This window comes from Caballeronia sp. BCC1704 (assembly GCF_902833455.1).
Lineage (GTDB): Bacteria > Pseudomonadota > Gammaproteobacteria > Burkholderiales > Burkholderiaceae > Caballeronia.
Window position 1 is genome coordinate 65,848 of record NZ_CADFFT010000007.1, and the last position, 18,711, is coordinate 84,558.

An 18,711-nucleotide genomic window follows, 5' to 3' on the forward strand; every position below is an offset into this window, starting at 1 on the left:
CGAGCGCTGCGCGACCGGCTCCGCGTCTTGCGGCGCAGCTGAAAGCGCCGGGGCGAGAGATAACAAAACGGTTCAACGGCCGAGTCGGCCCCCACAGTAGAGACGGTGTCCCATGAACGATCATCAGCAGCCGGCAGCCGGTTCGCTTCCCGCCGCGCAGGGCATGTACGACCCCGCGAACGAACACGACGCGTGCGGCGTCGGCTTCGTCGCCCATATCAAGGGCAAGAAGAGCCACGAGATCATTCAGCAAGGTCTCAAGATTCTTGAGAATCTGGATCACCGTGGCGCGGTCGGCGCGGATCCGCTGATGGGCGACGGCGCGGGCATCCTCATTCAGGTCCCGGACGGTTTCTATCGCGAGGAAATGGCCAAGCAGGGCGTGACGCTGCCGCCCGCTGGCGAATATGGCGTCGGCATGATCTTCCTGCCGAAGGAACATGCGTCGCGTCTCGCGTGCGAGCAGGAACTGGAGCGCACCGTGAAGGCCGAGGGACAAGTCGTGCTCGGCTGGCGCGACGTGCCGGTGGACGCGACCATGCCCATTTCGCCCGCCGTGAAGGCGAGCGAGCCGCTGATCCGCCAGATCTTCATCGGGCGCGGCAAGGATATCGTCGTGACGGACGCGCTGGAGCGCAAGCTCTACATCATCCGCAAGACGGCGAGCCATCGCATTCAGGCGCTCAAGCTCAAGCACGGCAAGGAATACTTCGTGCCGTCCATGTCGTCGCGCACGGTCGTCTACAAGGGGCTGCTGCTGGCCGGTCAGGTCGGCGTGTATTACCGCGACCTGCAGGACGAGCGCGTTGTGTCCGCGCTCGCGCTCGTGCACCAGCGTTTCTCGACGAACACGTTCCCCGCGTGGGAACTGGCGCACCCGTACCGCATGATCGCGCACAACGGCGAGATCAACACCGTGAAGGGCAACGTCAACTGGCTGAACGCGCGCACCGGCGCGATTGCCTCTTACGTGCTCGGCGACGATCTTCCGAAGCTCTGGCCGCTCATCTATCCGGGCCAGTCGGACACCGCTTCGTTCGATAACTGCCTCGAACTGCTGGTGATGGCCGGCTACCCGCTCGTCCACGCAATGATGATGATGATTCCCGAAGCATGGGAACAGCACACGCTGATGGACGACAACCGCCGCGCGTTCTACGAATACCACGCCGCGATGATGGAGCCGTGGGACGGCCCCGCCGCGATCGCGTTCACGGACGGCCGCCAGATCGGCGCGACGCTCGACCGTAACGGCCTGCGCCCGGCGCGCTACATCGTGACGGACGACGACCTCGTGATTCTCGCGTCGGAATCCGGCGTGCTGCCCATTCCCGAATCGAAGATCGTCAAGAAGTGGCGTCTTCAGCCGGGCAAGATGTTCCTGATCGACATGGAGCAGGGCCGCATCATCGAAGACAAGGAGCTCAAGGACAACCTCGCGAACGCGAAGCCGTACAAGAGCTGGATCGACGCCGTGCGTATCAAGCTCGACGAAATCGAGCCGAAGGCGGAAGACGTCGAAGCGCAGCGCCGTGAGGCCGCCGCGCTGCTCGACCGCCAGCAGGCGTTCGGCTATACGCAGGAAGACCTCAAGTTCCTGATGGCGCCGATGGCGCAATCGGGCGAGGAAGCCGTTGGCTCCATGGGCAACGACTCGCCGCTCGCGGTCATGTCCAGCAAGAACAAGACGCTCTATCACTACTTCAAGCAGCTGTTCGCGCAAGTGACGAACCCGCCGATCGACCCGATCCGCGAAAACATGGTGATGTCGCTCGTCTCGTTCATCGGGCCGAAGCCGAACCTGCTCGACACCATCAACATCAACCCGACGATGCGCCTGGAAGTGTCGCAGCCCGTGCTCGACTTCAAGGACATCGCGAAGATCCGCGCCATCGACACGTACACCGGCGGCAAATTCCGCTCGTACGAGTTGAGCATTTGCTATCCGGTCGCGTGGGGCAAGGAAGGCGTGGAAGCGCGCATCGCGTCGCTGTGCGCCGAAGCCGTCGATGCCGTGAAGTCCGGCTACAACATCCTGATCGTGTCGGACCGCAAGATGGACCGGGACAACGTCGCGATTCCGGCGCTGCTCGCCACCTCGGCCATTCACACGCACCTCGTGCAGCACGGTTTGCGCACGAGCACGGGCCTCGTCGTGGAAACGGGTTCGGCGCGCGAGACGCATCACTTCGCGCTGCTCGCGGGCTATGGCGCGGAAGCCGTGCATCCGTATCTCGCGCTGGAAACGCTCGCCAACATGGCCGAAGGGCTGAAGGGCGATCTGTCGGCGGACAAGGCCATCTACAACTTCACGAAGGCAGTCGGCAAGGGCCTGCACAAGGTCATGTCGAAGATGGGCATTTCGACGTACATGTCCTATACCGGCGCGCAGATTTTCGAAGCGGTCGGCCTGTCGTCGGATCTCGTGGAGAAGTACTTCAAAGGCACGGCGTCGAAGGTCGGCGGCATCGGCATCTTCGAAGTGGCCGAGGAAGCCATTCGCCTGCATCGCGATGCGTTCGGCGACAACCCGGTGCTCGCGACCATGCTCGATGCGGGCGGCGAGTACGCGTACCGCGTGCGTGGCGAAGAGCACATGTGGACGCCGGATGCCATCGCCAAGCTGCAACACTCGGCGCGCAGCAATTCGTACCAGACGTACAAGGAATACGCGCACCTGATCAACGACCAGACCCGCCGTCACATGACGTTCCGCGGCCTGTTCGAGTTCAGGCTCGACCCGGCGAAGGCCATTCCGCTCGACGAAGTGGAACCGGCGAAGGAAATCGTCAAGCGTTTCGCGACGGGCGCGATGTCGCTCGGCTCAATCAGCACGGAAGCGCACGCCACACTGGCGGTCGCGATGAACCGCATCGGCGGCAAGTCGAACACGGGCGAAGGCGGCGAGGACGAAACGCGCTATCGCAACGAACTGCGCGGCATTCCGATCAAGACTGGTGATTCGCTGCAATCGATCATCGGCAAGGAAGTCGTCACCGACATTCCACTGAAGGACGGCGATTCGCTGCGCTCGAAGATCAAGCAGGTCGCGTCCGGCCGCTTCGGCGTGACGGCGGAATATCTGTCGTCGGCGGATCAGATCCAGATCAAGATGGCGCAGGGAGCGAAGCCCGGCGAAGGCGGCCAGCTGCCCGGCCACAAGGTGTCGGACTACATCGGCAAGCTGCGTTATTCGGTGCCGGGCGTGGGCCTCATCTCGCCGCCGCCGCACCATGACATCTATTCGATCGAAGATCTGGCGCAGCTCATCCACGATCTGAAGAACGTGAATTCGTCGTCGAGCATTTCGGTGAAGCTGGTTTCCGAAGTGGGCGTCGGCACCGTGGCGGCGGGCGTCGCGAAGGCGAAGGCGGATCATGTCGTGATCGCCGGTCATGACGGCGGCACCGGCGCGTCCCCGCTGTCGTCGCTCAAGCATGCCGGCACGCCGTGGGAACTCGGCCTCGCCGAAACGCAGCAGACGCTCGTGCTCAACCGCCTGCGCGGCCGTATCCGCGTGCAGGCCGACGGCCAGATGAAGACCGGCCGGGACGTCGTGATCGGCGCGCTGCTCGGTGCGGACGAGTTCGGCTTCGCGACGGCGCCGCTCGTCGTCGAAGGCTGCATCATGATGCGCAAGTGCCACCTGAACACGTGCCCGGTCGGCGTCGCGACGCAAGATCCGGTGCTGCGGGCGAAGTTCACGGGCCAGCCGGAACACGTCGTCAACTTCTTCTTCTTCGTTGCGGAAGAAGTGCGCGAGATCATGGCGCAGCTCGGCCTGCGCAAGTTCGACGACCTGATCGGCCGCGTCGATCTGCTCGACACGAAGAAGGGCGTCGAGCACTGGAAGGCGAAGGGACTGGACTTCTCGCGCATCTTCTATCAGGTGCCGGTCAGCGAAGAAGTGGCGCGCAAGCATGTGGACGTGCAGGACCACGGTCTTGACAAGGCGCTGGATCACGTGCTGATCGAGAAGTCGAAGGCGGCGATCGAGAAGGGCGAGCACGTCTCGTTCATTCAGCCGGTGCGCAACGTGAATCGCACGGTCGGCGCCATGCTGTCGGGCCTGATCGCGAAGAAGTACGGCCATGACGGCTTGCCGGACGACACCATCCACATTCAGTTGAAGGGCACGGCGGGCCAGAGCTTCGGCGCGTTCCTCGCGAAGGGCGTGACGCTCGATCTCGTCGGCGATGGCAACGACTATGTCGGCAAGGGCTTGTCGGGCGGGCGCATCATCATTCGCCCGACCAACGACTTCCGCGGCAAGTCCGAGGAAAACATCATCTGCGGCAACACGGTGATGTACGGCGCGATCGAAGGCGAATCGTACTTCCGCGGCGTCGCGGGCGAGCGGTTCTGCGTGCGTAACTCGGGCGCGACGGCGGTTGTCGAAGGCACCGGCGACCACGGCTGCGAATACATGACGGGCGGCACGGTGGTCGTGCTCGGCGAAACGGGCCGCAACTTCGCGGCGGGCATGTCGGGCGGCATCGCGTTCGTGTACGACGCCGACGGCACGTTCGCCGCCAAGTGCAACAAGTCGATGGTCGCGCTCGATCCGGTGCTGCAACAAGCCGAACAGGAACGCACGGTGGACAAGGCACTGTGGCACGCGGGCCAGACCGACGAAGCGTTGCTCAAGGGTCTCGTCGAGCGCCACTTCCAGTTCACCGGCTCGCCGCGTGCCAAGGCGCTGCTCGAAAACTGGGATGCGTCGCGTCGTCAGTTCGTGAAGGTGTTCCCGACCGAATACAAGCGCGCGCTCGGCGAAATCGGCGCGAGAAAGGCGAAGGAAGCACTGGCGGCTTAAGCCCGAAACACAACAAGTCAGGGCTCTCCGATGAAAAGGCATCGGAGAGCGCGATCCTCACTCAATACAGAGAAAGATATGGGCAAGGCAACCGGTTTTCTCGAATTCGAACGCCGCCACGAGGCGTACGAAGCACCGCTGACCCGCGTCAAGCACTACAAGGAATTCGTCGCTGCGCTGACCGACGACGACGCCAAGGTTCAAGGCGCGCGCTGCATGGATTGCGGCATTCCGTTCTGCAACAACGGCTGTCCGGTCAACAACATCATTCCGGACTTCAACGATCTCGTGTTCCGCCAGGACTGGAAGAGCGCGATCGAAGTGCTGCATTCGACCAACAACTTCCCGGAGTTCACGGGCCGCATCTGCCCGGCGCCGTGCGAGGCGGCGTGCACGCTCGGCATCAACGAAGATCCGGTCGGCATCAAGTCGATCGAGCGCAAGATCATCGACAAGGCGTGGGAAGAAGGCTGGGTCGCGCCGCAGCCGCCGAAGCACAAGACGGGCAAGAAAGTCGCTGTCGTGGGTTCGGGTCCGGCGGGGCTCGCGGTCGCGCAGCAACTGGCGCGCGCGGGACATGACGTGGTCGTGTTCGAAAAGAACGATCGCATCGGTGGACTGCTGCGCTATGGCATCCCCGACTTCAAGCTGGAGAAGTGGCTGATCGACCGCCGCATGCGCCAGATGGAAGCGGAAGGCGTGTCGTTCCGCACGAACGTGTTCGTCGGCCGCGATGCGATTCCGTCGCACATCGGCAATACGGCGAAGGAAAGCATCACGCCGGAAGAACTGAAAGAGCAGTTCGACGCGGTAGTGGTCGCGGGCGGCTCGGAAACGCCGCGCGATTTGCCGGTGCCGGGGCGCGAGCTGGAAGGCATCCACTTCGCGATGGAATTCCTGCCGCAGCAGAACAAGGTCAACGCGGGCGACAAGGTCGCGGATCAACTCGTCGCGAAGGGCAAGCATGTCGTCGTGATCGGCGGCGGCGATACGGGCTCCGACTGCGTAGGCACGTCGAACCGTCATGGCGCGAAGAGCGTCACGCAATTCGAACTGCTCGCGCAGCCGCCCGAAGAAGAGAACAAGCCGCTCGTGTGGCCGTACTGGCCGATCAAGCTGCGCACGTCGTCGTCGCATGAGGAAGGTTGCGAGCGCGACTGGTCGGTTGCGACCAAGCGGTTCGAAGGCAAGAACGGCAAGGTGGAGAAGCTGATCGCGGCGCGCGTCGAGTGGAAGAACGGCAAGATGCAGGAAGTGCCGAATTCCGAATTCGAGATGAAGGCGGATCTCGTTCTGCTCGCGATGGGTTTCACGCAGCCGCTCTCGCCGGTGCTGGAAGCGTTCGGCGTCGACAAGGACGCGCGCGGCAACGTGCGGGCAACGACTGAAGGCGAGAAGGCGTACTACACGTCGGTGGACAAGGTGTTCACGGCGGGTGATATGCGGCGCGGGCAGTCGCTCGTCGTCTGGGCGATTCGCGAAGGACGTCAGTGCGCGCGGTCGGTGGATGCGTATTTGATGGGGTCGAGTGAGTTGCCGCGGTAATCGTTCGACGCATCGTGAAGCAAGAAGGCCACGCGTTCCGTGGCCTTTTTGCTATCTACGCGCAGAAATCAAGCCTCCACCATCGCCCTTTCGATCTCGATCTTATAGTCATGAAACATCGCGACCGACTCCCGATGCGCGACGCTTAAGATCGCCGCTTTCGGCAGCCGCTCGACCAGCGTGTTGTAGATGTGCAGCTCGTTTTCGGCATCGAGCGCGCTCGTCGCTTCGTCGAGGAACACGAAGTCCGGCTTGTGCAGCAGCACGCGCGCCGCAGCCAGCCGCTGCTGCTCGCCCGGCGACAAGCTGCGCGCCCAGTGCGCGCTTTCGTCGAGCCGGTCCGCGTACGCTTCGAGATTGCAGGAGCGCAAGGCTTCGCGCAGTGCGTCGTCGCCGAACGTCTCGCCCGGCGACGGATACGACAGCGCCGCGCGCAACGTCCCGATCGGCAGATAACTCTGCTGCGGCACGAACATGAGCTTCGCATCGACGGGCGCGTCGATGGTGCCGTCGCCGAACGGCCACAGGCCCGCGAGCGCGCGCATCAACGTGCTCTTGCCAGAACCCGACGGCCCGACGACGAGCCAGCGCGACCCCGGCTCAACGGAGACATCCGCCACGCGCGAAAGCGGCGTGCCATTCGGAAGCGCGAGCATGAGACCGTTGGTCGTCAGCGACGGCGTGCTCGTGTAATGCAAATTGATGCCGCCGCGCTCCGTCGCAGGCGACGTTTCCTCGCGAATATGCGTCGAGCGCATCACGCGCTTGAATTCGCGCAGACGGTTGACGGTGGCGCGCCATTCGACCAGCGTCGAATAACTGTTGATGAACCACGAGAACGAATCGCTGACCGTGCCGAACGCCGATGAAATCTGCATCAGCACGCCGAACGAAAACGCGCCCGCGAAGTAGCGGGGCGCGGCGACCATGATCGGAAAGATGATCGCGATTTGCCCGTAGAAGGACAGCACGAAGGTCATGCGCTTCGTGTACTTCATGATGAGCCACCAGTTGTCGCGAATGCGCTGGAAGATGCTCTTCGCGTTGGCGGTTTCGGTGGCGATGCCGTCGTAGAACGCAATCTGCTCGGCGTTTTCGCGCACGCGAATCAGGCCGAAGCGAAAGTCCGCCTCGACTTTCTGCTGCTGATAGTTGATCGACACGAGCGGATGCCCGACCTTCTGGATGATGAGCGAGCCGAGAATCGCGTAGAGCGCGGCGGCCCACACCATGTAGCCCGGAACGACGAGCGGCTTGCCGAAGAGCGTGAGCGTCAGAGCGCCCGCGAGCGTCCACAAAATGGTGATGAAGGTGACGAGCGTGACGAGCGTCGACAGCAGGTCGAGCGACAGCGTAAGCGTGGTGGTCGCGAAGGATTGCAGGTCGTCGCTGATACGCTGGTCGGGGTTGTCGGCGAGGCGGTCGCGCTCGATGCGGTAGAACGCCTTGTCGCCGAACCATTGTTCGAGATACCGGTTCGTGAGCCATTGCCGCCAGCGGAACGCGAGCATCTGCCGGAGATAGCGCCCGTAGACCGCAAGCAGAATGTACGCGAACGCGAGCCCCGTGAAGATCAGCAGCAAATGCGGAAAGTCGCGCACGTTCTTGTTTTGGAGCGCGTTATAAAAGTCTGCGTTCCAGCTGTTGAGCCGCACGTTGATCCAGACGACCGTCATATTGATCGCGATGATCGCGACCAGAAGCCCCCACGCGATGCCGCGCTCTTCCGAGACCCAGTAAGGTTTGATGAGGCTCCACGCCGATACGTCATCCGCCTTCTGCTGCGTGCTTTCGAGATTCGTGTTGACCATGACCTTGTGTTCGGGTGCGCCGGATCGCCGGCGGGTTGAGACGTGTCGCTTGCCGTGCGGCGCGCGGCATCGACGTGCGCGCAGCCAGTCCCGGGTTCGCAGATTGTTGTGATGCTGCCTTAACTGTCGCTTAAACCGGCCCGTTCGTCCGACGAACGGTGTTCGGGGCATTGTGCCAGAGTGCCGCCGCCCGCGACCGGAGCGGTACGACGCGGCACAATGGAAGCGTATGGCCGCAGCGGACAATCCCGGTTTGCAGCGGCTTTGCCTTTTATGCTCTAATGATCTGCGACGAAACAGGGGTGCTTCGCGCGCAATGTCACTGGAAACGGTGGCCGGCGCGGCGAGGCTGAGAGAGACCCTTTGCACCCGATCCGGGTAATACCGGCGAGGGAAGTTTCCGGAGAACGCGCGTTCGCCGCGCCATTCCTCCAGTCTCTTCCAGTCTTCCTTTTCCGCCCGGTGCGTCTGACGGCCGCCGTGCAGGTCTCTCCTCCGCTGATTCGTCACGTTAGTCAATCGGTATGCCGCTTCCTGCGGCGACGCTCGCTTTTGTCGAGCCGACGCACGGGACCGGATGAGGAGACATCGGATTGTGAACAGCTTGGAACAGGGCGACGCGCGCCGGCCGGATTTCGCGGTGATCGGCGGCGGGCTCGTCGGGCGGCTCGTCGCGTGGCAGCTCGCGGGTGAAGGGCACGGCGTCGCGCTCTACGAGCGTGGTGACGAAGCCGGGTCGCAGTCGGCCGCGTGGGTCGCCGCGGCCATGCTCGCGCCGCTTGCGGAAGCAACGAGCGCGGAGCCGCTCGTCGTCGAGCTCGGCGCGGCGTCGCTCGCGCGCTGGCCGGATGTGCTCGCGGCATTGCCTGAGCCGGTCTACTTTCAGCGCAACGGGACGCTCGTCGTGTGGCACGGCGCGGATCGCGCGGAAGCGCCGCTTTTCGAGCGCCGGCTGCGCGCGAACGCTCCGGCCGCGCTACTCGACGGCGGTTTCGTCAAGCTCGCGGGCGCGCAGGTCGCCGAGGCGGAACCGGCGCTCGGGACGCGCTTCGCGCAGGGCTGGCTGCTGCCGCACGAAGGCCAGCTCGACAACCGGCAGGCGCTGAAAGCGCTCGCGGCGGGGCTGGCGGCGCGCGGCGTGCGCACGCACTGGAACACGCCGGTCGATGCCATGCCTGATGCGCGCTGGATCATCGATTGCCGCGGTCTCGGCGCAAAGCCTGCGTGGCCCGCGCTGCGCGGCATTCGCGGAGAAGTGGCGCGCGTGCATGCGCCGGGCATCGGGCTCACGCGGCCGGTGCGCTTGCTGCATCCGCGCTATCCGCTTTACATCGCGCCCAAGCAGAACGACGTCTACGTGATCGGCGCGACGGAAGTCGAGGGCGAGGACATGTCGCCCGTCAGCGTGCGCTCGGCGCTCGAATTGCTGAGCGCGGCGTTCGCCGTGCATCCGGGATTCGGCGAAGCGCGCATTCTCGAACTCAATTCGCAATGCCGGCCGACGCTGCCGGATCATCGTCCGGCCATTGTCTGGGACGGCGCGCAGACGCTGCGCGTAAACGGGCTGTATCGGCACGGCTTCATGATCGCGCCGGAAGTGGCCGATGCCGCCTGCGCGCTCGCCGATGCGCTCATCGGAGGAACGGTGCGCGACGCCGCTTCGTTCGCGCAGTTCCGCGGCGCTGCCAGATGGCGCGAGCTGCTGCACGGCGCATTTGCGGCCGTAGCCGCGTGACACGATTCAGAGACAGGACCATGAACATCCACATCAATCAGCGCGAGTTCACGTTGCCCGATGCCGCGACCGTCACTGACGCGCTCGCCGCGTTCGGCGCGAAGCCGCCGTTCGCGGTCGCGCTCAACGGCCAGTTCGTCGCGCGCGGCGAGCATGGCACGAAGACGCTCGCGCCGGGCGACAAGCTCGACGTCGTTTCGCCCGTCGCGGGCGGCTGAACACACGAAGGATTTCATCATGACCACACAGACCGCCGACGTGCTCACGCTTTACGGCGAGGCGTTTCCGAGCCGCGTGCTGCTCGGCACGTCGCGCTATCCGTCGCTGCAATCGCTATCCGATTCCATCGATGCCGCGCGTCCCGGCATGGTGACGGTCGCGCTGCGCCGTCAGTCCGAGACGGGCGAAGCCGGCTTCTTCGACGTGCTCAAGCGGCACGGCGTCGCGCTGTTGCCGAACACGGCGGGCTGCCAGAGCGTCGACGAAGTGCTGACGACCGCCTACATGGCGCGGGAAGTGTTCGACACGCCGTGGATCAAGCTCGAACTGATCGGCGACGACTACACGCTCCAGCCCGACCCGATCGGCCTGGTCGAAGCGGCGGCGAAGCTCGTGCGCGACGGCTTCAAGGTGCTGCCGTACTGCACGGAAGATCTCGTGATCGGCCGGCGCCTGCTCGATGCCGGCTGCGAAGCGCTGATGCCGTGGGGCGCGCCCATCGGCACGGGCAAGGGCGTCACCAATCCCTACGGGCTGCGCACGCTGCGCGAGCGGCTGCCGGACGTGCCGCTGATCGTCGACGCGGGTCTCGGCGTGCCGTCGCACGCGTGTCAGGTGATGGAGTGGGGCTTCGACGGCGTGCTGCTCAACACGGCGGTTTCGCAGGCCACGTTTCCGCCGCAGATGGCGCGTGCGTTCGCGCTGGGCGTCGAAGCGGGCCGCAGCGCGTTTCTCGCCGGTCCGATGGCCGAGCGCGACAGCGCGCAGGCGAGCACGCCGGTCGTCGGCATGCCGTTCTGGCATCAGGACGGAGGTGCGGCATGAGCCTGCTCCGTCGCGAAGTGTTCTGGCCGCCGGCGGACGAACTCGTGGAAGTCGCGGAGCGCATCCGCGCGCGGCTCGGCGACTGGCCCGCCGCGTCGACGCGCTGGCGCATCTGCCTGACCGCGCCCGAATCGGCCGGCGCGCAGGACGTGATCGTGCTCACGGAACCGCGTGAATCCGATCCCGGCGCGCTTGCCGGCGACGCCGCCGTGCTCGAAGCGCACGGCTCGCGCGTGACGCTGACGCGCAAGGGCGCGCGTTTCGTGCTCGACGGCGAGCGGTCCGACGACTGGCTCGCCGCGCTCGCCGCGTTTCTCGACTGCAACTTCGAGCCGCACGATGCGCTTGTTCTGGCGCTGGCCTGGCGCACCGGCGACGAGTCGAAAGACGACGCCTGGCCTGTGGATTTCACGACGTTCCCGCGCGTCGGCGACTTGCCGCCCGCGCCGGAGCCTGCATTCCCCGCGTGCCCCGACGCGCTCGGCTTGTATCCCGTTCTGCCGAGCGCCGAATGGGTCGAGCGCGTGCTCGATCTGGGTGTCGCCACGGCGCAACTGCGCCGCAAAAGCGCGGACGCCGACGATCTTCGACGCGAGATCGAGCGGTCCGTGGCGGCGGGGCGTCGTCATCAGACGCGGCTCTTCATCAACGATCACTGGCGCGAGGCGATAACGGCGGGCGCTTACGGCGTGCATCTCGGCCAAGAAGACGTCGAGACCGCCGATCTGAGCGCGATTGCGCGCGCCGGCCTGCGCCTCGGCCTCTCGACGCACGGCTACTACGAGATGCTGCGCGCGCTCCATTTCCGGCCGAGCTATCTCGCGCTCGGCGCCGTCTTCCCGACGACGACCAAGGTCATGCCGACCAAGCCGCAAGGTCTCGCACGCTTGCGCCGCTATGTGCAGTTGTTAAGCGGCCGGGTGCCGCTCGTCGCGATCGGCGGAATCGACGGCAAAGTGATCGGCGACGTGCTCGCGACGGGCGTCGGCAGCGCGGCGGTCGTGCGCGCGGTGACCGAAGCGCCGGATACTGCTCAGGCGGTCACATCGCTGCAACAAAACTTTGCAGGTCAATGCTGACAGTTCCGAAAAAATTAGGCACCGCGCACTAGGCAAAGCACCGATTGCACGCAGGCCCTATAATGCGGCGTTTTGCGTCAACGGAATTTCTTACCCAGTGCCAGCCTCTTCTGAGACTCTGCTCGAGCTACGCGACGTCGACTTCGGTTACGGCGACCGGCTTGTCCTGTCGAACCTGAACATGCGCTTCACGCGCGGTCAGGTCGTCGCGGTCATGGGCGGCTCGGGCTGCGGCAAGACCACGACGCTTCGGCTGATCGGCGGTCTCGTCAAGGCGAGCCGCGGCCAGGTGCTGTACGGCGGGCAGGACGTCGGCTCGCAGACGCGCGACGGCCTCTACGCGCTGCGCCGGAAGATGGGCATGCTGTTTCAGTTCGGCGCGCTCTTCACGGATCAAACGGTCTTCGAGAACGTCGCGTTTCCGCTGCGCGAGCACACGGATCTGCCCGAGGCGCTGATTCGCGATCTTGTTCTGATGAAGCTCAACGCCGTCGGTCTGCGCGGCGCGCGCGATCTCGCGCCGTCGGAGATTTCGGGCGGCATGGCGCGTCGCGTGGCGCTGGCGCGCGCCATCGCGCTCGATCCCGAACTCATGATGTACGACGAGCCGTTCGCCGGCCTCGATCCCATTTCGCTTGGCATCACCGCGAAGCTCATTCGCACGCTGAACGACGCGCTCGGCGCCACGTCCATTCTCGTCTCGCACGACGTGCCGGAGTCGTTCGCCATCGCCGACTACGTGTACTTCGTGGCCAACGGCGGCATTCACGCGGAAGGCACGCCGGCGCAACTGCGCGCGTCGCAGGATCCAACCGTGCGCCAGTTCATCGACGGCACGCCCGACGGCCCCTTCAAGTTCCACTACGCGAGCCAGAACCTCGCGGCGGATTTCGGCATCGGAGGCAAGGCATGATCAGCGCACTCGGACGCTGGGTGCTCGACGGCTTCGGCACCGCTGGTTACGCGACGCGCATGCTCGCGCGTCTCGTGCTCGAATTCTTCCCGCTGCTGCGCCGCCCGCGGCTTGTCACGAAACAAATCCACTTCGTCGGCAATTATTCGCTCGTGATCATCGCGGTGTCGGGTCTCTTCGTCGGCTTCGTGCTCGGCTTGCAGGGCTACTACACGCTCAACCGCTACGGCTCGGAGCAGGCGCTCGGGCTGCTCGTCGCGCTGTCGCTCGTGCGCGAGCTCGGGCCCGTGGTCACGGCGCTACTCTTCGCCGGGCGCGCGGGCACGTCGCTGACGGCGGAAATCGGCCTCATGAAGGCGGGCGAGCAACTCACTGCAATGGAAATGATGGCCGTCGATCCCATCAAGGTGGTCGTCGCGCCGCGCATGTGGGCGGGCATCATTTCGATGCCGGTGCTCGCGGCCATCTTCAGCGCGGTCGGCGTGATCGGCGGCTATGTGGTCGGTGTGCTGCTGATCGGCGTGGATTCGGGCGCGTTCTGGTCGCAGATGCAGGGCGGCGTGGATGTCTGGCGCGATGTCGGCAACGGCGTCGTGAAAAGCGTCGTGTTCGGTTTCGCGGTGACGTTCATCGCGTTGTTCCAGGGCTACGAAGCCCGGCCGACGCCGGAAGGCGTGTCGCGCGCGACGACGAAAACGGTCGTTTACGCGTCGCTCGCCGTGCTCGGCCTCGACTTCCTGCTGACCGCGTTGATGTTCAGCTAATGGACCACTCGCGGACGCCCGCGAGGGCGTGGGCGTTGTGAAGGGTACAGACCGTCACGCGCATTCCGCGACAAGATTCTCTTTGGAAAGACGATGAAAAAGACTGCTCTCGACTTTTGGGTCGGCCTCTTCGTGGTGCTCGGTTTCGTGGCGCTGCTGTTTCTCGCGCTGAAGGCCGGCAACATGAGTTCCCTGTCGTTCCAGCAAACGTACGCCGTCCGGCTCAAGTTCGACAACATCGGCGGCCTGAAGCCGCGCGCGCCCGTGAAGAGCGCGGGCGTGACGGTCGGGCGCGTCGGCTCCATCGGCTTCGATCCGAACGCGTATCAGGCGGTCGTGACCATCGACATCGACAAGCAGTACCAGTTTCCGAAGGATTCGTCCGCGAAGATCCTGACCTCGGGTCTGCTCGGCGAGCAGTACATCGGCCTCGAGCCGGGCGGCGACGATCAGATGCTCAAGAACGGCGACACCATCACGATGACGCAATCGGCTGTCGTCCTCGAAAACCTGATCGGACAGTTCCTCTACAACAAGGCGGCGGATTCGGGCGCGTCGAAGGCAGCAACGCCGGCCGCGCCGGCCGCTGCCGCGCCGGCATTCCCGGGCGCGGCAAGCGCCATGGGCGCTGCACCCGCACCCGCACCCGCGGCATCGGGCTCGGCTCAATAAGGAGAAGCTATGTACGCGATGGGGCTGCGGCGCGTGCTTGTCTCGGCGGCGGCGGTGACGCTCGCCGGTTGCGCGACGGTGACGACGCCCACGAAGGGCGATCCGTTCGAGAGTTACAACCGGACGATGTTCACTATCAACGACAAGGTGGACCAGTTCGCGCTGAAGCCGGTCGCGAAGGCATACGTGTGGAGCGTGCCGGAGCCGGTCCGCAACAGCGTCACGAACTTCTTCTCGAATATCGGCGATGTGTATATCGCGGCGAACAATCTGCTGCAGTTGAAGATCGCGGATGGCGTCTCCGACATCATGCGCGTCGCGATCAATACGGTGTTCGGCGTCGGCGGCCTCTTCGACGTCGCGACTGTCGCCAAGTTGCCGAAGCACTCCGGCGACTTCGGCCTGACGCTCGGCCATTACGGCGTTCCGGCCGGTCCGTATCTGGTGCTGCCGCTGCTCGGGCCGAGCACGGTGCGCGATACGAGCGGGCTGGTCGTCGACTATTTCGGCAGTCCGCTGACCTACGTGAGTCCGGATTCCGTGAGCTGGGCGCTGTATGGCGTGAACCTCGTCAATACGCGGGCGAACCTGCTCGGCGCGACGGACGTACTCGCCGATGCAGCGCTCGACAAATACTCGTTCGTGCGTAACGCGTACTTGCAGCGTCGGCAGTATCTGATTCACGGCGACACCGACGGTGATGCCGGCAGCATGCCGAACTACGACGAAGCGCCGCTGCCGACCTACGCAGAACCGGGCGGCGCGAGCGGCGCGGTGGGCGCATCGGCAACGGCGGTGGCGCCCGCAGCGGCGTCGGCGGCGGAAGGCGCGTCGGGCGCGGCGCCTGCTTCGGGGACCGCAGCTACGCCGAACGCCGCGAGTTCGAGCGGCGCGACCGTCCCGGGCAATCAGTACGTGCCGCCGCGCGCGCCGCCCGGCTTCCCTTCATTCCGCCTGCGTTGAGCGCATCCACGCTAACGCGCGGTAACATGATTGACAGCGTTTATTACAGATTGGCCGGTGCGCGGCCTGAACTTGGTTCAAGCGGCGCACTCCAATCCAAGCCACTTCTTTTGCAGGGTCTGCGATGAAAAAACTCTTCTTGCTTCCTTTGTTTGCCATGCTGATGGCGTTCTGCGGCGCGGCGTCGGCGCAAACGGTCGATACCAGCTCGCCCGACGGCATGATCAAAACCGTCACGCAGCAGGTTCTCGATCAGATCAAGTCGGACCCGAAGCTCCAGTCGGGCGACGTGCAGCACATCACTGAACTCGTCAACCAGAAGATCCTGCCGTACACGGACTTCACGCGCACCACGCGTCTGGTGATGGGCCGCAACTGGAATTCGGCCACGCCCGAGCAGCAAAAGCAGATCGTCGAGCAATTCAAGATGCTGCTGATCCGCACGTATTCGGGCGCGCTCAGCCAGGTGCGCAATCAGACCATTCAGTACAAGCCGTTCCGCGCATCGCCGGAAGACACGGATGTCGTCGTTCGCTCGGTGGTGATGAACAACGGCCAGCCGGTCGAGCTCGACTATCGCCTGTACAAGACGCCGCAAGGCTGGCGCGTGTATGACATCAACGTGCTCGGCGCATGGTTGATCCAGGCGTATCAACAGCAGTTCAGCGAGCAGATCTCGCAACACGGCGTCGACGGCCTGCTGCAGTTCCTCACGCAGCGCAACCAGCAACTCGCGAGCGGCAAGGCTTCGTCGTGAGCGCAGTCGGCACCGGCGGCCGTTTCCAGACGGCCGCGTCCTTGACTCACGAAAGCGCGAAGGCCGCGCTCGAAGCCGGCCTTTCGCGCATCGCCGCGGGCGCGACCGAAGTCGATTGCGCGCCTCTTCGGCAGTTCGATTCGTCCGCGCTTGCCGTGCTGCTCGCATGGCAGCGCGCGGCCACCGCGCGCGGCGCCGCGCTCGGTATCGTCAACATTCCCTCCGGGCTTGCCAGTCTCGCGCAAGCCTATGGCGTCGACACGCTGCTCACCTTCCGACATTGATCCTGTCCTGATTCATCTGCTCAGGCGCGGCGGCGTTCATCAGCGTGAGCGTCGCCGCAAACAGGATCGCTCCGACGTCGGCTCTACCGGCTTTGCCCTATAATCAAACGTTTTTTCGGGCCCGAACCCGGCCCCTTTTGAAGCGAGCCCGGGTCCGTCACGCGTAATCCGCACAATCGAGGCGCGGCCGCACGAGGCGCGCGCACTGTTCATGTCAGCCATAGAAATCCGAAACGTCCGAAAGCGCTACAAGGATCTGCAGGCGCTCAAGGGCGTGAGCCTCACGGTGGAAGAGGGCGAGTTCTTCGGCCTGCTCGGCCCGAACGGCGCGGGCAAGACCACGTTGATCAGCATTCTCGCGGGACTGGCGCGCGCCGATAGCGGCACGATCAGCGTACGCGGTCATGATGTCGTCAGCGATTTTCGCGCGGCGCGTCGGGCGCTCGGCGTCGTCCCGCAGGAACTCGTTTTCGATCCGTTCTTCACGGTGCGCGAGTCGCTGCGCATCCAGTCGGGCTATTTCGGCCTGCGCAACAACGACGACTGGATCGACGAGGTCATGGCGAACCTCGATCTCACCGAGAAAGCCGACGTCAACACGCGCGCGCTGTCCGGCGGCATGAAGCGCCGCGTGCTGGTCGCGCAGGCGCTGGTGCATCGGCCGCCTGTGATCGTGCTCGACGAACCCACGGCCGGCGTCGACGTCGAGCTTCGGCAGACGCTCTGGAAGTTCATCTCGCGCCTCAATCGCGAGGGCCATACCATCGTGCTGACGACGCATTACCTCGAAGAAGCCGAATCGCTGTGCGACCGCCTCGCAATGCTTCGCCGCGGCGAAATCGTCGCGCTGGAGCGCACGAGCGCGCTGTTGCAGCGTTTCGCCGGCATGCAGCTCTATTTGCGCTTCTCGAGCGGCGTGCTGCCGGCCGACCTGCGCTCGCTCGAAGTCGACCCTCAAGCGGTATCCGGCGCGCAGCACCTGCTGCGCTTGTCGAGCTACGACGAAGTCGAGCCGATCCTCGCGAAATGCCGCGCGGCGGGCTGCACGTTCGATGAGATCGAAGTGCGCAAAGCCGATCTCGAAGACGTGTTCCTTCAGGTCATGAACGAGCCGGAAATGGTCGAGGGGCTTTCATGAGCGGCTTCCAGACGTTGTTCTACAAGGAGTTGCTGCGCTTCTGGAAAGTGTCGTTTCAGACGGTGCTCGCGCCGATCGTCACGGCGCTGCTTTATCTCACCATCTTCGGTCACGCGCTGACCGGGCATGTGCAGGTCTATCCGGGTGTCGGGTACACGAGCTTTCTCGTGCCCGGCCTCGTGATGATGAGCGTGTTGCAGAACGCATTCGCGAACAGTTCGTCGTCGCTGATTCAGTCGAAGATCACGGGCAATCTCGTGTTCGTGCTGCTGCCGCCGATCGCGCATTGGGAGATGTTCTTCGCGTATGTGCTCGCGTCGGTCGTGCGCGGGTTGTGCGTCGGCTTCGGCGTGTTCATCGTGACGATATGGTTCATCCCGATGTCTTTTTCCGCGCCGATCTACATCATTGCGTTCGCGATGCTCGGCTCGGCCATTCTCGGTACGCTCGGTCTGATCGCCGGCATCTGGGCCGACAAGTTCGATCAATTGGCCGCGTTCCAGAACTTCCTGATCATGCCGCTCACGTTCCTGTCGGGCGTCTTCTATTCGACGCATTCGCTGCCGCCCGTCTGGCGCGCGGTGTCGCATCTGAATCCGTTCTTCTACATGATCGACGGTTTCCGCTACGGCTTTTTCGGCTCGTCGGACGTGAACCCGCTCTTGAGCCTGTGCATCGTCGGCGGCTTTCTGGTCGTGCTCGCGCTCATCGCGGTGCGGCTGCTTGCGAGCGGCTACAAGCTGCGTCACTAAATCTCAAGGAGACAATCCCATGTTGCCGACTCCCGAGCAAGTGAAGGACTACATCGCTGGCGGTCTGTCGTGCCAGCATCTCGAAGTGGAAGGCGACGGCCAGCATTTTTTCGCGACCATCGTGAGCGATGCGTTCGTCGGCAAACGCCTGATCGCGCGTCATCAACTGGTGTACGCGGCGCTCGGCGAGCGCATGCGCGAGGAGATTCATGCGCTCAGCATGAAGACCCTCACCCCGGACGAATGGAAATCGGCCTGAGTCCATTCGGCGAAGCCAAACGAGTCACACGCAGGCCACACGCCCAACCCTCAGCAACAGCTAGCAACACCCGGCACGACCGGTAGAAGCAGGCAGAACCAGGCAGCACAGAGTGCGGAACATTCAAGATAACCGCGGCGCCGAATCCGGCTCCGCAGCAGGACGCTCGGTCGAAGGAC

The 18,711-nt window shown here is 64.4% G+C and carries 16 protein-coding genes and 1 riboswitch; of the genes, 15 read left to right on the forward strand and 1 reads right to left on the reverse strand.

Annotated elements, in window-relative coordinates:
• Positions 1–112: 112 nt before the first annotated feature.
• Both HWX53_RS26715 and HWX53_RS26720 read left to right on the forward strand, forming a co-directional pair.
• Positions 113–4,816 (forward strand): glutamate synthase-related protein, encoded by a 4,704-nt coding sequence (locus HWX53_RS26715; protein ID WP_175946497.1) that lies wholly within the window; start codon positions 113–115, stop codon positions 4,814–4,816.
• A 78-nt stretch (positions 4,817–4,894) separates the two neighbouring features.
• The gene (locus HWX53_RS26720; RefSeq protein WP_175946498.1) at positions 4,895–6,361 is read left to right on the forward strand and encodes a glutamate synthase subunit beta; all 1,467 of its coding nucleotides are present in this window, start codon (positions 4,895–4,897) and stop codon (positions 6,359–6,361) included.
• Positions 6,362–6,429: 68 nt separating this feature from the next.
• On the opposite strand, the gene HWX53_RS26725 is transcribed toward HWX53_RS26720, so the two are convergent.
• A complete protein-coding gene (locus tag HWX53_RS26725; protein ID WP_175946499.1) occupies positions 6,430–8,172 on the reverse strand; it encodes an ABC transporter ATP-binding protein/permease in 1,743 nt (580 codons plus the stop codon).
• 288 nt (positions 8,173–8,460) lie between these two features.
• A riboswitch (TPP riboswitch) is annotated at positions 8,461–8,585 on the forward strand.
• 191 nt (positions 8,586–8,776) lie between these two features.
• Here HWX53_RS26725 and HWX53_RS26730 point away from each other — a divergent pair.
• The 13 genes from HWX53_RS26730 (at position 8,777) to HWX53_RS26790 (ending at position 18,532) form a co-directional block, all read left to right on the forward strand.
• Positions 8,777–9,907, forward strand: coding sequence for an FAD-dependent oxidoreductase (locus HWX53_RS26730; protein WP_175946567.1), 1,131 nt, complete (start codon positions 8,777–8,779; stop codon positions 9,905–9,907).
• 20 nt (positions 9,908–9,927) lie between these two features.
• On the forward strand, positions 9,928–10,125 hold the full coding sequence (gene thiS, locus HWX53_RS26735) for a sulfur carrier protein ThiS (RefSeq protein WP_159837137.1): 198 nt from the start codon (positions 9,928–9,930) through the stop codon (positions 10,123–10,125).
• A gap of 19 nt (positions 10,126–10,144) precedes the next feature.
• Entirely contained in the window at positions 10,145–10,951 is an 807-nt protein-coding gene (locus HWX53_RS26740; RefSeq protein ID WP_175946500.1) for a thiazole synthase, read from the forward strand.
• Positions 10,948–12,030 (forward strand): thiamine phosphate synthase, encoded by a 1,083-nt coding sequence (gene thiE, locus HWX53_RS26745; protein ID WP_175946501.1) that lies wholly within the window; start codon positions 10,948–10,950, stop codon positions 12,028–12,030. Before HWX53_RS26740 ends, thiE begins: the two co-directional genes overlap by 4 nt.
• A 97-nt stretch (positions 12,031–12,127) precedes the next feature.
• Positions 12,128–12,943 carry an ABC transporter ATP-binding protein gene (locus HWX53_RS26750; protein ID WP_175946502.1) on the forward strand — a complete coding sequence of 272 codons (816 nt, stop codon included), beginning with the start codon at positions 12,128–12,130 and terminating at the stop codon, positions 12,941–12,943.
• On the forward strand, positions 12,940–13,707 hold the full coding sequence (gene mlaE, locus HWX53_RS26755) for a lipid asymmetry maintenance ABC transporter permease subunit MlaE (protein ID WP_175946503.1): 768 nt from the start codon (positions 12,940–12,942) through the stop codon (positions 13,705–13,707). Before HWX53_RS26750 ends, mlaE begins: the two co-directional genes overlap by 4 nt.
• A gap of 93 nt (positions 13,708–13,800) precedes the next feature.
• Positions 13,801–14,379, forward strand: a complete 579-nt coding sequence (gene mlaD / locus HWX53_RS26760; RefSeq protein ID WP_175946504.1) for an outer membrane lipid asymmetry maintenance protein MlaD — start codon at positions 13,801–13,803, stop codon at positions 14,377–14,379.
• 9 nt (positions 14,380–14,388) lie between these two features.
• Complete coding sequence (locus HWX53_RS26765) at positions 14,389–15,342, forward strand: VacJ family lipoprotein (RefSeq protein ID WP_175946506.1); 954 nt, start codon at positions 14,389–14,391, stop codon at positions 15,340–15,342.
• A 124-nt stretch (positions 15,343–15,466) separates the two neighbouring features.
• Positions 15,467–16,099: an ABC transporter substrate-binding protein gene (locus HWX53_RS26770; RefSeq protein ID WP_175946508.1), complete on the forward strand. Its 633-nt coding sequence runs from the start codon at positions 15,467–15,469 to the stop codon at positions 16,097–16,099.
• Positions 16,096–16,383 carry an STAS domain-containing protein gene (locus HWX53_RS26775; RefSeq protein ID WP_175946510.1) on the forward strand — a complete coding sequence of 96 codons (288 nt, stop codon included), beginning with the start codon at positions 16,096–16,098 and terminating at the stop codon, positions 16,381–16,383. The genes HWX53_RS26770 and HWX53_RS26775 overlap by 4 nt, the downstream gene beginning before the upstream one ends.
• Before the next feature lie 211 nt (positions 16,384–16,594).
• Entirely contained in the window at positions 16,595–17,521 is a 927-nt protein-coding gene (locus HWX53_RS26780; RefSeq protein ID WP_175946512.1) for an ABC transporter ATP-binding protein, read from the forward strand.
• Positions 17,518–18,273 carry an ABC transporter permease gene (locus HWX53_RS26785; protein WP_175946514.1) on the forward strand — a complete coding sequence of 252 codons (756 nt, stop codon included), beginning with the start codon at positions 17,518–17,520 and terminating at the stop codon, positions 18,271–18,273. The genes HWX53_RS26780 and HWX53_RS26785 overlap by 4 nt, the downstream gene beginning before the upstream one ends.
• A 19-nt stretch (positions 18,274–18,292) precedes the next feature.
• Entirely contained in the window at positions 18,293–18,532 is a 240-nt protein-coding gene (locus HWX53_RS26790; protein WP_035506651.1) for a BolA family protein, read from the forward strand.
• Positions 18,533–18,711 lie beyond the last annotated feature (179 nt).

Coding starts and splice junctions, on each gene's coding strand:
- HWX53_RS26715 (WP_175946497.1), top strand. CDS start 113: ATGAACGATCATCAGCAGCCGGCAGCCGGTTCGCTTCCCGCCGCGCAG.
- HWX53_RS26720 (WP_175946498.1), top strand. CDS start 4,895: ATGGGCAAGGCAACCGGTTTTCTCGAATTCGAACGCCGCCACGAGGCG.
- HWX53_RS26725 (WP_175946499.1), bottom strand. CDS start 8,172: ATGGTCAACACGAATCTCGAAAGCACGCAGCAGAAGGCGGATGACGTA.
- thiS (WP_159837137.1), top strand. CDS start 9,928: ATGAACATCCACATCAATCAGCGCGAGTTCACGTTGCCCGATGCCGCG.
- HWX53_RS26740 (WP_175946500.1), top strand. CDS start 10,145: ATGACCACACAGACCGCCGACGTGCTCACGCTTTACGGCGAGGCGTTT.
- thiE (WP_175946501.1), top strand. CDS start 10,948: ATGAGCCTGCTCCGTCGCGAAGTGTTCTGGCCGCCGGCGGACGAACTC.
- mlaE (WP_175946503.1), top strand. CDS start 12,940: ATGATCAGCGCACTCGGACGCTGGGTGCTCGACGGCTTCGGCACCGCT.
- mlaD (WP_175946504.1), top strand. CDS start 13,801: ATGAAAAAGACTGCTCTCGACTTTTGGGTCGGCCTCTTCGTGGTGCTC.
- HWX53_RS26765 (WP_175946506.1), top strand. CDS start 14,389: ATGTACGCGATGGGGCTGCGGCGCGTGCTTGTCTCGGCGGCGGCGGTG.
- HWX53_RS26770 (WP_175946508.1), top strand. CDS start 15,467: ATGAAAAAACTCTTCTTGCTTCCTTTGTTTGCCATGCTGATGGCGTTC.
- HWX53_RS26780 (WP_175946512.1), top strand. CDS start 16,595: ATGTCAGCCATAGAAATCCGAAACGTCCGAAAGCGCTACAAGGATCTG.
- HWX53_RS26785 (WP_175946514.1), top strand. CDS start 17,518: ATGAGCGGCTTCCAGACGTTGTTCTACAAGGAGTTGCTGCGCTTCTGG.
- HWX53_RS26790 (WP_035506651.1), top strand. CDS start 18,293: ATGTTGCCGACTCCCGAGCAAGTGAAGGACTACATCGCTGGCGGTCTG.